This window comes from Providencia sp. PROV269 (assembly GCF_028477785.1).
GTDB classification, from domain to species: Bacteria; Pseudomonadota; Gammaproteobacteria; order Enterobacterales; family Enterobacteriaceae; genus Providencia; species Providencia rettgeri.
The window spans coordinates 234,806-248,700 of record NZ_JAMPLV010000004.1 but is presented as its reverse complement, the minus strand read 5'-3'; the positions used below and the strand labels follow the sequence as shown (position 1 = coordinate 248,700).

General features: G+C 37.1%; 14 protein-coding genes, 1 other RNA gene and 1 pseudogene. 6 read left to right on the top strand and 10 right to left on the bottom strand.

What is annotated here, in order from left to right; genetic code table 11:
- Positions 1 to 3 precede the first annotated feature (3 nt).
- Both PR683_RS20405 and PR683_RS20400 read left to right on the top strand, forming a co-directional pair.
- A pseudogene (locus tag PR683_RS20405) lies at positions 4 to 354 on the top strand (phage baseplate protein); the annotation flags it as partial.
- Positions 355 to 900: 546 nt separating this feature from the next.
- The gene (locus tag PR683_RS20400) at positions 901 to 1,503 is read left to right on the top strand and encodes a phage baseplate protein (RefSeq protein WP_272571344.1); all 603 of its coding nucleotides are present in this window, start codon (positions 901 to 903) and stop codon (positions 1,501 to 1,503) included.
- A gap of 68 nt (positions 1,504 to 1,571) precedes the next feature.
- Here the strand turns inward: PR683_RS20400 and PR683_RS07565 are convergent, their stop codons facing one another.
- The 6 genes from PR683_RS07565 to smpB all read right to left on the bottom strand — a co-directional run bounded on the left by PR683_RS07565 (position 1,572) and on the right by smpB (position 7,373).
- Entirely contained in the window at positions 1,572 to 2,594 is a 1,023-nt protein-coding gene (locus PR683_RS07565) for a glycosyltransferase (RefSeq protein ID WP_196723772.1), read from the bottom strand.
- Between the two features lie 603 nt (positions 2,595 to 3,197).
- Positions 3,198 to 4,799, bottom strand: a complete 1,602-nt coding sequence (locus tag PR683_RS07560) for a DUF6056 family protein (RefSeq protein WP_196723771.1) — start codon at positions 4,797 to 4,799, stop codon at positions 3,198 to 3,200.
- On the bottom strand, positions 4,792 to 5,730 hold the full coding sequence (locus PR683_RS07555; RefSeq protein ID WP_004912865.1) for a glycosyltransferase family 2 protein: 939 nt from the start codon (positions 5,728 to 5,730) through the stop codon (positions 4,792 to 4,794). The genes PR683_RS07560 and PR683_RS07555 overlap by 8 nt, the downstream gene beginning before the upstream one ends.
- Positions 5,727 to 6,092 carry a GtrA family protein gene (locus PR683_RS07550; RefSeq protein ID WP_004912862.1) on the bottom strand — a complete coding sequence of 122 codons (366 nt, stop codon included), beginning with the start codon at positions 6,090 to 6,092 and terminating at the stop codon, positions 5,727 to 5,729. The genes PR683_RS07555 and PR683_RS07550 overlap by 4 nt, the downstream gene beginning before the upstream one ends.
- A gap of 386 nt (positions 6,093 to 6,478) precedes the next feature.
- Positions 6,479 to 6,842, bottom strand: a transfer-messenger RNA (tmRNA) gene (ssrA, locus tag PR683_RS07545).
- A 48-nt stretch (positions 6,843 to 6,890) separates the two neighbouring features.
- A complete protein-coding gene (gene smpB / locus PR683_RS07540) occupies positions 6,891 to 7,373 on the bottom strand; it encodes an SsrA-binding protein SmpB (RefSeq protein ID WP_004265004.1) in 483 nt (160 codons plus the stop codon).
- A gap of 153 nt (positions 7,374 to 7,526) precedes the next feature.
- Here smpB and PR683_RS07535 point away from each other — a divergent pair, with 153 nt between their 5' ends.
- A complete protein-coding gene (locus tag PR683_RS07535) occupies positions 7,527 to 7,961 on the top strand; it encodes a type II toxin-antitoxin system RatA family toxin (protein WP_004912851.1) in 435 nt (144 codons plus the stop codon).
- A complete protein-coding gene (locus PR683_RS07530) occupies positions 7,945 to 8,250 on the top strand; it encodes an RnfH family protein (protein WP_181937050.1) in 306 nt (101 codons plus the stop codon). The genes PR683_RS07535 and PR683_RS07530 overlap by 17 nt, the downstream gene beginning before the upstream one ends.
- 173 nt (positions 8,251 to 8,423) lie before the next feature.
- On the opposite strand, the gene bamE is transcribed toward PR683_RS07530, so the two are convergent.
- From bamE to nadK, 3 genes are all read right to left on the bottom strand, one after another.
- A complete protein-coding gene (bamE, locus tag PR683_RS07525) occupies positions 8,424 to 8,816 on the bottom strand; it encodes an outer membrane protein assembly factor BamE (RefSeq protein WP_004265001.1) in 393 nt (130 codons plus the stop codon).
- A gap of 112 nt (positions 8,817 to 8,928) precedes the next feature.
- On the bottom strand, positions 8,929 to 10,590 hold the full coding sequence (gene recN / locus PR683_RS07520) for a DNA repair protein RecN (RefSeq protein ID WP_004912847.1): 1,662 nt from the start codon (positions 10,588 to 10,590) through the stop codon (positions 8,929 to 8,931).
- Positions 10,591 to 10,676: 86 nt separating this feature from the next.
- Positions 10,677 to 11,576: an NAD(+) kinase gene (gene nadK, locus PR683_RS07515; protein WP_004912845.1), complete on the bottom strand. Its 900-nt coding sequence runs from the start codon at positions 11,574 to 11,576 to the stop codon at positions 10,677 to 10,679.
- Between the two features lie 101 nt (positions 11,577 to 11,677).
- Here nadK and grpE point away from each other — a divergent pair, with 101 nt between their 5' ends.
- A complete protein-coding gene (gene grpE, locus PR683_RS07510; protein ID WP_004912841.1) occupies positions 11,678 to 12,271 on the top strand; it encodes a nucleotide exchange factor GrpE in 594 nt (197 codons plus the stop codon).
- 105 nt (positions 12,272 to 12,376) lie between these two features.
- Here grpE and ung read toward each other — a convergent pair whose 3' ends face one another.
- Complete coding sequence (gene ung, locus PR683_RS07505) at positions 12,377 to 13,072, bottom strand: uracil-DNA glycosylase (RefSeq protein ID WP_004912838.1); 696 nt, start codon at positions 13,070 to 13,072, stop codon at positions 12,377 to 12,379.
- A gap of 379 nt (positions 13,073 to 13,451) precedes the next feature.
- On the opposite strand from ung, the gene grcA reads away from it, so the two are divergent.
- Positions 13,452 to 13,835: an autonomous glycyl radical cofactor GrcA gene (grcA, locus tag PR683_RS07500; RefSeq protein WP_004912835.1), complete on the top strand. Its 384-nt coding sequence runs from the start codon at positions 13,452 to 13,454 to the stop codon at positions 13,833 to 13,835.
- Positions 13,836 to 13,895: the final 60 nt, after the last annotated feature.

The following is a 13,895-nucleotide window of genomic DNA, read 5'->3' as shown; positions in this document are numbered from 1 at the left end:
TGTTTGGCGTACCACCTATCGTGTATTACCGATGATGTGCAAGCCGATGGCGCGGTTTCTTACACGCAAGGCTATAGCTACGATTATGAGCGTGACCAACAAACTGATCCTGCGGCCAAAGATATCGAACGTGAAAATATGAACGGCATGTTTCACGATATTACGGAAGCGATTGGCGAGTTGCAGAGCTTTGGTTTTCCTAAGTGGGCAGCAGAAGGCAAGCCATATCCTATTCGCGCCATTGTTTATCATAAAAACAAAACGTGGCAGTCGAAGATTGAAAATAACAATGTTGAACCTGTCGCAGGTACAGCATGGCAGGAACTGAAAGCGGATTTAAGTGCCGGTGATATTAATGTTTATAACAAAACTGAATCCGACAAACGCTTTCAGCCATTAGGCAATTACCAAGCGGCAGGTTATAGCTATTCTAAAGCGGAGTCTGATACCAACTATCAACCCAAAGGCAACTATGCTCCAGCCGGTAATTACGCACTTAAGGGGGAAAGCTACACAAAAGCTGAAGGGGATACACGATACCAAGCTAAGGGCAACTATCAACCATCAGGAGATTATGCCTTAAAAGGGGATAGTTACTCTAAGGCGGAATCCGATGGTAAATATCAACCTAAAGGCAGTTATCAAGCAGCAGGTTATAGCTATTCTAAAGCAGAATCTGACACTAATTACCAACCTAAAGGCAATTATGCCCCTGCGGGTAATTACGCGCTTAAAGGTGAAAGTTACACCAAAGCGGAAGGGGATACACGGTACCAAGCTAAGGGGAGTTATCAACCGTCGGGGGATTATGCAACAAACACAGTACTTAATAACGGGTTGAATGCTAAGCTCAATACGAGCAGTGTTGCCCAATCAACAGGCGGATCAACAACGAGCGTGATGAGCCAGAAAGCCGTCACCGATGCATTACAAAATGCGGTCAATCTTAATACCATTTACCCTATTGGTATTGTGGTGTGGTTTGCACAAAATAAGAACCCCAATACCTTATTCCCTGGTACGAAATGGCAGTACATCGGCGAAAATAAAACCATTCGTTTAGCTGCTGCAAGTGGTGCGAATGTGTTGACAACTGGTGGTTCGGATTCGGTGGCAATTGGTAAAAACCACCTTCCTGCAGTGTCATTGAAATACTCCGGCACGACAGGAAATGGTGGTGCACATACGCATACTAGAGGAACAATGAACATCACTGGGGAATTTGGGTATCAACGTACTAGTGAATCAGGCATAACATATGCGTATGCGGCAGGGGCATATTCTTTATCTGCTGGACCAAATAATGCTGGTTATTCTGGATCTGCAATAAGAAATTCACATAAGTATATTTTTGATGCATCCAAAACTTGGAGTGGTGAAACGTCTCAACATGCGGGACACACTCATACCTATTCAGGTAACACGGAAAACCTCGGTTCAGGAACGGCCTTAACAGTTACCAACGCCTATATCATGCTGATGGGGTGGTATCGTATTAGTTAAAATGGATTAACTCTAAGATATTTTGTTGTTTGGCTTTCTGTTTTTATATTGTGAAAGCCAAACATTATTTATATCTTTATTTTTCGCTTAATTTTTAAAATCGTATAAAGGATATAATGATAAAATGATGATAAGTACTTTTCTTTGTATCTAAGGTGTTTAGATGCATATTTGTGATGTGTAATGTTTTGAGGTGCCATTAACTTTATATCTTTCCATGGAGATTTCTCCTTGGCGCTCAGAAAGCAACTAACTTCATGATAATACTTAGACCAGTTATGCCAAGGTTTAGTCAAACCAATGAAGTGCACGAAAACAGCGTTAGAAATACGACTGTTTTCTCTATTTTTATATCTATCATTTAAGTTTATTCTGTGGTTATAAATGTTATCTAATTTTAACCACCCCCCATTAACAGCGATGTTAATCGCATCCTGGTCATAATATTTGATAACTGATTGTAATTTTTCATCAGTAAATACGGACATTGTTTTTTCAGTTAGCTGCCTATAATTCCATTCATCAGGGTTTATTAGCATAACGCCTGAGTTAAAATAGCCTTTTTTGAGCCCTTCAACTTTAAATAGGTTAGCCATTTCTACCGAATGAGATTCACTGATATCCATAACAGCAGCGACTGGTATAGAGGATAAATCTAGTGATTCAAGAGATTGAATACTTCCGTTACAAACCACATCAGAATCCAAATACAAAACTTTGTCACATTTCTTATAAAAATAGTCGGCAATGATAAGTCTGAAATAAATAGCATGTGACCATACATGATTCGTTGGTAGTGTTTTTAGTGTATCCATATTTAATGTATATAAAGTCACACATGTATTGTAAAGCTTACTGATTTCGTTAAATAGCTCACTATCTTCGTGACTTAAAAAATCGGTAAAAATATGGAAATGGAAACTCATATCCTTGTTATTCAATAGAACCGAAGCAATGGAGACACCAGTACCAAACAAAAAATTTTTATCAGCGCCATATGCAATATTAAACTTCTCATCCTGTATATTTTTATTATCATCCTCGTAGAGGAATGATGCTTGTTCCTTTATGACGCTTTCAAAAAAATTCATACATAGACCCAGTTTTGTGAGATTAAATGTAAATTTATACATATAGAGTGATTATAGCGCCGAAATTCGGTTCGTTTATATATATAAATGCTAATAGTGATTGCGAAATCGACACTGGTCACTTTTTATAGCTATATGCTCAGCTTTTCTGTCCATAGCGAAAAAATGATTGGTGTTCAAGCTATCAGATCAGATGCCATGCATTTATTCTATCAGACGGTAACTTTATCGAAAAGAAGTAAAGTACTATTACTGTGGTTTCTTATCTCATCAAATATTTTTTGACTAGCCCGGGGGAATTGTCATCATTTTTTGCATTATTGATCACTTGTGAATACAGGAAGGAGAGAGACAGTTAATGAATAGTTTTTGTGCCGCACATAACTATGTTCAAAAACAATTGATAAAGGTAAGTAGTATTCCACGATATAATTAACGTTGTGTGTGCGGGAAAAAAAAGTAGAATTTAGGTTCTACTGTTTTAAAAATTATGAAAAAAATACCAACGAGCGAGGCGTACAAATACATTTTTTAGGGCACTAAAAATCTTAACTTATAACTACTTTCACATCATACAATTATAATGTGAAAGTAGTTAAATTTTTACATGCTCAGCCTAATACTTAGAGCTTCGCCTTGTGGTGATTGATAAGTAATAGAATCTATTTCTGAAGGCAAAGCTGGTACAGTAAATCCAATCACGTTCATACCATACAACGAGTTTATATTTAATTCTTTAATTTTATAAATTTTGTTATTCTTGGTTTTTATTTCGATTTTAACTTCATCATTAATATTATCAAGTTGTATCGCTATGGATGTGCCTTTGAAAAATGTATCACGACCAATAAAAATATTGCTTAGACCTGTTTTTTCACTATCAGGCAGTGCTATTTTTTCGCCATTAACAATAACAGCATAGTTGTATTTGATAGGATATACATCAACTGGATGTGACAGCTTGTAATATTTACCGGTAGCTCCAGCATCATGATATAAATCAATGGAATCACCCGCCCTTAATGTTTTAGGGTAATAAAATGCGGGGATTACATTTGTTTGTTCATTTGTAATTAATTTTTTGTGTATTTCATAGTTTCTTATTTTTTCTTGAGTCTTAACAGAATTATATGAAAAAACAATTTGGATATATGAAAATATGAAGCTAATGAGAGCCAGTGTACTAATCACGAATAAAATTGATAGAGACTTTATGTTTTTCGACGTTAAGGTATAGCTGATTGAAAAAGAACAAGAGATAATATAAAACAGATGAGGACCACTGAGAGCCCTTGTTGGAAAAGAAGGAGATGCAACCATTGATATTGTACTTAATAGCCCTAGTGCAATAAATAATAAAGAAAGATAAAAATTCTTATATTTTTTTGTATTAATAAAGGTGGTTAATAAAACCAATGATACAAGTAAAGGTATCCATGTTTTACTCAAGGCATAAGGTAATTTTTCAGATAAGAATAACCAGATTTTTTCAAGTAAACCTAACTCATAAAATTCAGTAGCTAACGCTGCTCGATGAAAATTACCAGGGCTAAAGATTAACACTGAAAAACCAATTAAAACGAGTAATGTAGATAAAAACAATACTTTTTTCTTTTCTCTAATAAAAAAATAACATGACGTTATTAAGGATATTAACAGCACAATCCAAGTCGTATTTTCATTACTACAGCCAGCGAAAAACGAAACAAATAAAAGCAGGGTAATACCTTTTTTTTTATTTATATATCGCATCAATGCATATAAGAATAGAACCACAAAGAAATTAGTAACAAGGTAGTTTCCTGCACCAACAACCCAAAAAACAATTTGGCCGACGTTAGGGCTTGTAACCCAATAAATAAAAAATAAAGACAGAAATTGAAGATAAAATCGATTGTTGGGTGCATTTAAGCGATCGCCCATCTTAACAATTAAAAATAAAGTAGCAGTTAAAATGGCTGCAATAACTGTTGATTTTAATAATTGGGAGTCAGCACTAAGAATTAATGTACTGAAATAATCGGAAACGAAACGTCCACTCCAAGAAAAGTAATGATCTAAATGGATAGATAGCGAATTACCTTTAATGTAATAGACGAAATCATCAGATTGCATCGGTGTTAAATATTCAATTATAAATATTAAAACAAACGGTATAAATAAAACGAAATATTGTATGTTAAAATTATGAAAATACTTACTCATGTGGTTTTCCTGCATGCTTTTTGTTTTTTAATACATATCTAGGTCTTTGTTTACTTTCGGTATAAATACGACCAATATATTCACCGAGTACACCAATACCAATAAGCTGAACTCCACCTAAAAATAGAATAGAAACAAGTAATGAAGGATAACCAGGAACAGGGTTACCCCAAATTAATTTATCTACCATCATCCAACCACCATAGATAAAAGATGCAAAAGCAACAAATAAACCAATATAAGTCCAAACGCGTAATGGAAAAGTAGAAAAACTCGTTATACCTTCTAAGGCTAAGTTCCATAATTTCCAGCCATTGAATTTACTTTCTCCAGCAGATCTTTCTGCTCTGTTGTATTCAACAACATCAATTTTTCCACCCACCCATGAAAGGATACCTTTCATGAATAAATTACGCTCAGGTAATAATTTTATATATTCGACACTCTGACGAGATATCAACCTAAAATCGCCAACATTTTCTTCAATTTCAGGCGCGCTAATTTTATTATGGAGCTTGTAAAACCATTCAGCTGTTTTGCGTTTTAACCATGTATCACTAGTACGATTAGCTCTTTTTGCGAGAACAATATCTGCGCCTTGTTGCCATTTATCTATGAGCTGTGGAATAACATCAATAGGATCTTGAAGGTCTACATCAATAGGTATTACAGCTTCTCCAGTTGCGTATTCAAGGCCCGCAAACAAAGCCGGTTCCTTACCAAAATTTCGCGTGAAGTTTAAAGGGAGCACTAAAGGGTCAGCAATAGCTAATGCATTGATAATATTTTCAGTGCTGTCTTTACTTCCATCATTTATGAAGACTATTTCGATATCATATTGATTAAGAATCGGGTGTTCTCTTACTGACTTATAAAATATAGGGATAGCTTCTTCTTCGTTATAAACGGGCACTACTAATGATATTTTCATTGTGGAGTATCTCTGAAAACAAAGATTTTGGAGTAAAGAAAACCTAATACGAGGCTAATCGAAGAAAAAATTATTAAAGTTGCGATAGGGGGGAATCGTAGTTGGTCTGAAACATAACCAGTCAAGTAACTTAATAGCCCCATAAATAAGGTAAATGATAAGTATCGTGCTGTAGTCGCTTTAGCTTTGAAGGTGAATTTTGCATTAGCAAAAAAGGAAAAACTGACAGCAGCTATGAAGCCTATTAAGTTAGCTATAGCTTGAGAGGTTGAAAGGAACACTGTCAGTAGTCCAAAAATAGACCAATGTATAAGAGTGTTTAAAATTCCAACCGAAAAGTATTTAGTGAATAACTTAATCATTTCAATCATTCGTATTGAGAAGAAAATAAGTAATTTAGTATACCTGAATATACCTATTGATGCAGCAAACTGATAAGGAGAGTTTATGTGAAATGTCGTGTTAGTCTTACTTTATTCACCACCAAATTGTGAGGCGGAAAGCAAGCCTATATTATAAAATAGGGGAAATGGGATTTTACTACAGTACCACTATGAACTATTTATATTTTGGTAGGTGTGCTCAGAAAGCAATAAAAAAGCCCACCGAAGTGGGCTTTTAGTGAACTTAATAATCCGCGTACGATTTGCGTATCATTTGTAGTCCTATTTGTGTCAGTGCGTAGTCCAACTGATTTTGCTAACTTCCTGTTTTTAAACCTGTTGTCCTATCACTGACCCACCAAATTTGGTGGAGCTGGCGGGAGTTGAACCCGCGTCCGAAATTTCTACATCCTCGGTACTACATGCTTAGTCTAGTCTTTAAATTCATTTGCCAGCTGCGGACAGACACGCCACTAACAAACTATCCTGATTAAATTTAACGCTTCAACCCCAGGCAAGGCATCCACGCGATCTCTTTTGGGTTTGACCTCTCTTGATCCCCGTCCTAAGAGCGGAGGCTAGGGAGAGAGGGCTCTAAGCAGGTTATTAAGCTGCTAAAGCGTAGTTTTCGTCGTTTGCGACTATTTTTTTGCGGCTTTTTACGAGGCCAACCGCCCCTCGGCATGCACCTTGGGTTTCGCAAATCCCGTCGAATCCAGAATCAGCCCCAAGTTGTTGAGCTCAGTATAACAGAAAAATACTCTATAAAGCTAGAGGTTAGCGGTTAGAATGTTTCATTATACGTGCTTTATCGAGTTGCCATTCACGTTCTTTAATATCAGAACGCTTGTCGTGAGATTTTTTACCTCTGGCAACACCGATTTTAACTTTACACCATGCATTTTTCCAGTAGAGAGAAAGTGCAATAACGGTATAACCTTCACGATTAACTTTACCGTAGAGTGTATCTAATTCGCGTTGATTTAAAAGTAATTTACGGCTACGCGTTGGGTCGCATACAACATGCGATGATGCAACAGTCAGTGGTGTGAAGTTTGCACCGAATAAATAAGCTTCACCGTCCCGTAAAAGAACGTAGCTATCTCCAATGTTGGCTTTGCCTGCACGGAGTGATTTAACTTCCCAACCTTGTAGGGATAGACCCGCCTCGAACTCCTCTTCGATAGAATATTCGTGGCGAGCACGCTTGTTCATAGCAATTGTTGCTGAACCGGGTTTATATGGTTTTTTCTTTGTCATAGTGCAATCATTATACTGTAAGCTGAGTTGAAAGAAATCTTTCTAAGCTGATATTTTTTTGATTGTGCAAATCTTGCCCTATGTGGGTTTTGTTTTTTGTTTAACCAATCAAAGATGGTATTATACGCTCAGTTTTTGGGGATAGGAATTGATATGCCACAGATTAGTCGCTCTGCGTTGGTCCCTTTTAGCGCAGAACAAATGTATAAACTCGTTAATGACGTTATTTCATATCCAAGCTTTTTGCCGGGGTGTGTAGGTAGCCGAATTATTAGTCATAGCTCTGAAGAAATGACCGCTTCTGTTGAAGTGTCAAAAGCAGGTATTAGCAAAACTTTTGTCACAAAAAATGTGCTAGAGGATAATAAATGCATACACATGCAACTTGTTGAAGGGCCATTTAGTAAATTAGCTGGTGGTTGGAAATTTATTCCTTTAAGTGCAGACGCTTGTAAAATCGAGTTTCATCTTGATTTTGAGTTTACAAATAAATTGATAGAGCTTGCGTTTGGCAAAGTTTTCAAGGAACTAGCAAATAATATGGTTCAAGCTTTCACTTTAAGAGCAAAGGATGTATACAGTGTCTGAGCTGAATATTGAAGTGACATATGCGCTTCCTGAAAAGCAATTTTTGCTATCAGTCAAAGTGAAAGAGGGGACGACAATAGAAGAAGCGATACTTGCTTCTGGTATCCTTGCCCTTAGGGATGATATTGATCTTAAAAAAAATAAGATTGGTATTTATAGTCGCCCCGCTAAATTGACAGATTTAGTGCAAGATGGAGATCGAGTTGAGATTTATCGACCTTTGATTGCAGACCCAAAAGAGTTACGGCGTAAAAGAGCTGAAAAATCTAAAGAAGTTAAAAATAAGTAAATTAATTTTATGTAGCGAACCGAGCAAAAGCTCGGTTTTTGTCTTTAAATTTATTTGTGCAAAATGCTTTTAATAAATTTTTAATAAAGATACTCATAATAACAACCTGCCTGAATAAGTCCTTCAGAAAACAGGTTGTTATTGTCACACTAGGTGGTTCTTAGTGTTTATGGTTAGTCAGCTGTTTTAGTTTCTGATGCTTTTGTTTCAGCAGCTTCCATTGATTCCTGCGCGGCAAGATTTTTCTCATTTTTGATGTCAGTAAGAATACCATTACGATCAAAGATAAGAGTCAAAGTTTCTTGCTGAACTGGGTCATGCCCAAGTTCTTGGCGGAAAACATAATACCAAGTCTGAGTACCAAACGGGTCAGATAACATTGGGGTGCCCAAAGTATAAGCAACCTGTTGCTGTGTCATTCCTTTTTGGATCTTAGCGACATCTTTCGCTGTGAGGTAATTACCTTGGTTAATGTCTGGGTGATAGACAAGACGTTCCATCATTGAACAGCCCGTAGACATTAATGCGAGTGATAGCGCGGCAGCAGTTAACAATTTATAACGCATGGATATCTCATTCCTTTTGGAGTCAGAACATCAATGATAATCGACATTGATACAATTTAAAACCTTCCTTATCGACTCTAAGACCACATGAGCGTAAAAAAGTTGTCAAAAATTATGCTGCAAGCAACTCTTTTGCATTGGCTAGCGTATTTTTTGTTACCGCAGATCCAGCAAGAAGACGCGCAAGCTCTTGTAATCTAGATTTTTTATCCAATAATTGCATACGAGTTTCTGTTTCTACACCATTTGTCTCTTTACTGACATAAAAGTGGTGATGACCGCACCCTGCCACTTGGGGTAAATGTGTAACGCACATAACTTGCGTTGATTCACCTAATTCACGTAGTAACTTCCCTACAATTGCTGCTGTTGGTCCACTAATACCGACATCGACTTCATCAAATATTAATGCGGGCGTATCCATTTTTTTAGCTGTAATCACTTGGATTGCTAGTGCTATACGTGATAACTCACCGCCCGATGCCACTTTCGCAAGTGCTTGGTGTGGCTGCCCTGGGTTAGTCGTCACATTGAACTCTACTTTACAGGCACCATCAATTTGTAGTTGATCTGGAGTAAATTTTACATCAATAGTAAACAGACCATGAGGCATTGAAAGTTGGTGCATGCTATTGGTAATTAATGTACTTAATTCTTGAGCATAATGTAAACGTACATGGTGTAAACGTTCCGCACATTCGAGAGCAATATGATGATTTACTTGTACTTGCGCATTTAACGTTTCAGAGTCTTCATTTTGGCTGGCTATTAGTTCTTGTTCGCTCAGTAATTGCTGAAATAATTCGGGTAAAGCTTCGGGAGTGACATGGTGTTTACGCGCTAAGTTAATTTGTTTAGAAATGCGTTTTTCTAGTTCAAACAAGCGATTAGGGTCAAGCTCATATTGGTCACAATAATGCTTTATTTCATCACTGACTTCGCTGACTTGTATCGATGCTTCTTCAAGCATATCAAGTAGCTCTGAAAATTTAGGGTTGAGAGCGACTAGATCAGATAATTCATTTTTTGCCATATTTAATAAGCTAATAACATTCGAATCATCATTTTCAGATAGTATTTGCGTTGTTGTTTGGCCAATAGCTAAAAATTGCCCATGATTAGCGAGTTGTTTATATTCTTGGTCTATCTCTTCAAATTCCCCTTGAACAGGGAGGAATTCGTTCAGTTCTTTTAGATGATATTCTAGCAACTGTTGTCGAGATTCACGTTCTTGCATTTGTTTTTGAAATACAGCTAATTGTTGGCAGGAATCGTGCCATGTTTGCCATGCTTTTTTCATTTGAGCAATTAGCTCTTGCTGGTTTGAATAGGCATCAAGCAGGGATTTTTGATGGGCGCTATCTAGTAAGAGTTGGTGTGCGTGCTGACCATGGATTTGGATCAGTAATGTTCCTAACTCTCTAAGTTGCGATAAAGGAACTGAAACGCCATTAATGAAACCACGTGAACGGCCATCAGGAGAGATAGTGCGGCGTAATAGGCATTCATTTTGGTTATCGAGTTGGTGCTCAGTAAGCCAATTGGCAGCCAGTTGAGCATCCATTAAGGAAAAGCGAGCACAGAGGTCGGCACGTTGTGCACCGGGGCGCACCATATTGGCTTCACCCCGATTGCCTAAACACAGGCCAAGTGCATCAATAGCAATGGACTTACCCGCACCTGTTTCACCGGTTATGGTTGTCATGCCATTACGGAAATCAATTTCTAATTCACGTACGATTGCAAAATTATTGATTGTTAGTTGGGTAAGCATCGGCGCTCTCCTGTAAAAATACACACCTGTGTTTTAATACAGTGTATGACTGTTTTTTTATACAGTAAAGAGGCAGATTGAAAAAATTAAAAAGTTTTTTTAGCCCATCCTAACTTTGAACTTAACGTATTGAAATAATTATAATCTTTTGGATGAACCAAATTAAGATTTTTATTACTACGTTTGACAATGACTTCCTCACCGTCCTGAATAGGGAGCATGATTTGGCTATCACAGCTGACTTCATAATCAATATTTGTTCGTAAAAACTTCAGCCGAATACTGCTGTCACTGCTAATCACCAGAGGTCTAGAGGATAAGGTATGTGGAAACATTGGAACCAATACAATAGCATCCAAATTCGGGGTTAAAATAGGGCCTCCAGCGGAAAGTGAATAAGCTGTAGAACCTGTTGGTGTGGCAATGATTAAACCATCAGAACGTTGAGAAAAGGCAAATTTTTCATCAATATAGACCTCGAACTCGATCATATGAGCAACTTTACCAGGGTGTAGAACAATTTCATTAATTGCGGTGCTTTTACGTGCTTTTTGGTTAGCTTTAATGACTTGTGCTTCTAGTAAAAAACGCCTTTCTTCGCGGTATTCACCTTCAAGAACACGTGAAAGTTGTTGTAATGCATTATCCGGGTCTAAATCGGTAAGAAAACCGAGATTACCACGATTTACACCAATAACTTTATTATTATACCGAGATAATATACGAGCAGCGCCGAGCATATTGCCATCTCCCCCAACAACAACAACTAAATCAGCTTGTTGGCCTATTTCAGTTAATGTTCCAGTGTTGGCATTGACTAATTTTAAATCTTTAGCAACTTGTTTATCGATAATGGCCTGATAGTTTTTTGAAATTAACCAATGGTATATTAATTCATGAGTTGCCAATGCTTCAGGGTGCCTAGGGTGCCCGACAATGCCTATCGTTTTAAAATGTGGTAGTGGTGTATTATTGTCCTTTCGCATACTTTTTTGGCCTCTGATTGTATGACTTCCCTTGAATCCCTGTATTAGATCCCCATAATACTCTCATATATGGGATTAATGCTAAATACGCGGAGATATTCATGAGTAGTAAAGACCAAAACATGCATGATGAGCAAGCTTTTGAACAAAATGAATCACAAAAAGTGCAAGCTGAGCAAGAAGCCAGCGTTCAACAAGCTGATGAATTACAAGCAGACGAACAAGCGTTAGCCACGCGTATTGCTGAGCTTGAACAACAGTTAGAAGCCTCACAAAAAACTGAACGTGAAGCGATGTTGCGTGCACACGCAGAAATTGAAAATATTCGCCGTAGAACTGAGCAAGATATCGAAAAAGCACATAAGTTCGCACTGGAAAAATTCTCAAATGAATTACTACCAGTGATTGATAACTTAGAACGTGCGATAGATGCAGCAGATCACGAAAGTGAAGAGTCTAAAGCGATGTTAGAAGGGCTAAATTTAACGCTAAAAACTTTTTTAGATGCAGTGGCTAAGTTTGGGATCGAGCCTGTCAGTGATATCAATGTGCCATTTAACCCTGACGTTCATCAAGCGATAACGATGATTGAGTCACCAGATCACCAAGCTAATCATGTGATTGAAGTTATGCAAAAAGGGTATACATTAAACAACCGTTTACTAAGACCTGCAATGGTGATTGTCTCTAAATAAAGAGCATCGTTATTTAAATGGAGGCAAATGCCCCCAAGAGAATATTACTAAAGGGAAATCTATCAATTGATTTCCCTTTTTTATGACTTAGTGCCAAAAAATCATCTATGGTTGCAGATTTGGCTCATCTATTACAGGGTTCCAATCAATAGGTGTTTTACCTTGTTGTTCTAAAATAGTATTAGTTTGTGAGAAATGGCCACAACCTAAAAATCCTCGATGAGCAGAAAGTGGGGAAGGGTGAGGAGCCTTGAGTACATGGTGGCGCTTTGTATCAATTATTTTACCTTTTTTCTGTGCATGGGAACCCCACAGTAGAAAAATAACGCCTTGTGTATTTTCATTGATTGCTTCAATAACTTTGTCCGTGAAGGTTTCCCAACCTAAATGGGCATGGGAGTGAGCATTGCCTTGTTCTACGGTGAGAACGGTGTTAAGGAGTAAAACACCCTGTTGAGCCCAACTGAGCAAATACCCATGATTAGGTCTTTGAAAGCCAGCGATATCCTTTTCTAATTCTTTATACATATTCACTAATGACGGTGGTGGCTTAATACCAGGGAGTACGGAAAAAGAGAGGCCGTGGGCTTGTCCTGGGCCATGATAAGGGTCTTGTCCTAGGATAACGACTTTAATATCGGCAAGTTCGGTATACCTAAATGCATTAAAAACGTCGTCTTGAGCAGGGTAGATAATTTTACCATTTTTGCGCTGTTCTGCTACATAAGCGAGTGTCTCTTTGAAATAGGGTTTTGATTTTTCAGGGCCAATAACATCGTGCCACGTAATGGAGTTTGACATGAAATATTCCATAACAATGAATTTAGGAAGGAACAATTATATGAACCAGTTGATAGCTATAAGCTTACTGGTTCATGAGAGAGAGATAAAGCCCTGATATTGACTATTAATTTTAAAAAAAATTGAAAATTTATACAAATAGTTAAAAAAATAAATTGTTAATTTTGATTTAAATCATAAAGTTGGGGTGATTGAATTAGTTGCTAAGTGGAATAATTGATAAATATCAAAGAAAATAGGGGATCTAGCTGGTATAAAATAACTATATACATTGGTTAGACCAAATATCCAATTACAAGTTTTCATAAGATTGATGGTTAATGTAGCTTCGATTTATTACACAAATCGAATGCAATCTAGCTCGAACGTGGAGGTCGACATGATTACAGGTATTCAAATTACTAAAACTGATAATGCAGCATTGTTGAATTCGTTTTGGTTACTGGATGATGAAAAAAATGAAGCTCGTTGTGTTTGTGCGAAAGCCGATTACAACGAAGGGCAAATTGTTGCTAAAGATGAATTAGGTGCTTTTGAGTATCGCGAAGTTCCTTTAGAAATGAAACCTACCGTACGCGTTGAAGGCGGTCAGCACTTAAATGTTAACGTATTAAGCCGTGAAACATTAGAAGATGCAGTTAAAAATCCAGAAAAATATCCGCAATTAACAATTCGTGTTTCTGGTTATGCCGTGCGTTTTAATTCATTAACGCCTGAACAACAACGTGATGTTATTACCCGTACTTTCACTGAAAGTCTGTAATAAATATTAGACATAATTACATCTAGTAATATATATTAAATTCTAAAGCCATTGTTATCA

Coding starts and splice junctions, on each gene's coding strand:
- PR683_RS20400 (WP_272571344.1), top strand. CDS start 901: ATGAGCCAGAAAGCCGTCACCGATGCATTACAAAATGCGGTCAATCTT.
- PR683_RS07565 (WP_196723772.1), bottom strand. CDS start 2,594: ATGAATTTTTTTGAAAGCGTCATAAAGGAACAAGCATCATTCCTCTAC.
- PR683_RS07560 (WP_196723771.1), bottom strand. CDS start 4,799: ATGAGTAAGTATTTTCATAATTTTAACATACAATATTTCGTTTTATTT.
- PR683_RS07555 (WP_004912865.1), bottom strand. CDS start 5,730: ATGAAAATATCATTAGTAGTGCCCGTTTATAACGAAGAAGAAGCTATC.
- PR683_RS07550 (WP_004912862.1), bottom strand. CDS start 6,092: ATGATTAAGTTATTCACTAAATACTTTTCGGTTGGAATTTTAAACACT.
- smpB (WP_004265004.1), bottom strand. CDS start 7,373: ATGACAAAGAAAAAACCATATAAACCCGGTTCAGCAACAATTGCTATG.
- PR683_RS07535 (WP_004912851.1), top strand. CDS start 7,527: ATGCCACAGATTAGTCGCTCTGCGTTGGTCCCTTTTAGCGCAGAACAA.
- PR683_RS07530 (WP_181937050.1), top strand. CDS start 7,945: ATGTATACAGTGTCTGAGCTGAATATTGAAGTGACATATGCGCTTCCT.
- bamE (WP_004265001.1), bottom strand. CDS start 8,816: ATGCGTTATAAATTGTTAACTGCTGCCGCGCTATCACTCGCATTAATG.
- recN (WP_004912847.1), bottom strand. CDS start 10,590: ATGCTTACCCAACTAACAATCAATAATTTTGCAATCGTACGTGAATTA.
- nadK (WP_004912845.1), bottom strand. CDS start 11,576: ATGCGAAAGGACAATAATACACCACTACCACATTTTAAAACGATAGGC.
- grpE (WP_004912841.1), top strand. CDS start 11,678: ATGAGTAGTAAAGACCAAAACATGCATGATGAGCAAGCTTTTGAACAA.
- ung (WP_004912838.1), bottom strand. CDS start 13,072: ATGTCAAACTCCATTACGTGGCACGATGTTATTGGCCCTGAAAAATCA.
- grcA (WP_004912835.1), top strand. CDS start 13,452: ATGATTACAGGTATTCAAATTACTAAAACTGATAATGCAGCATTGTTG.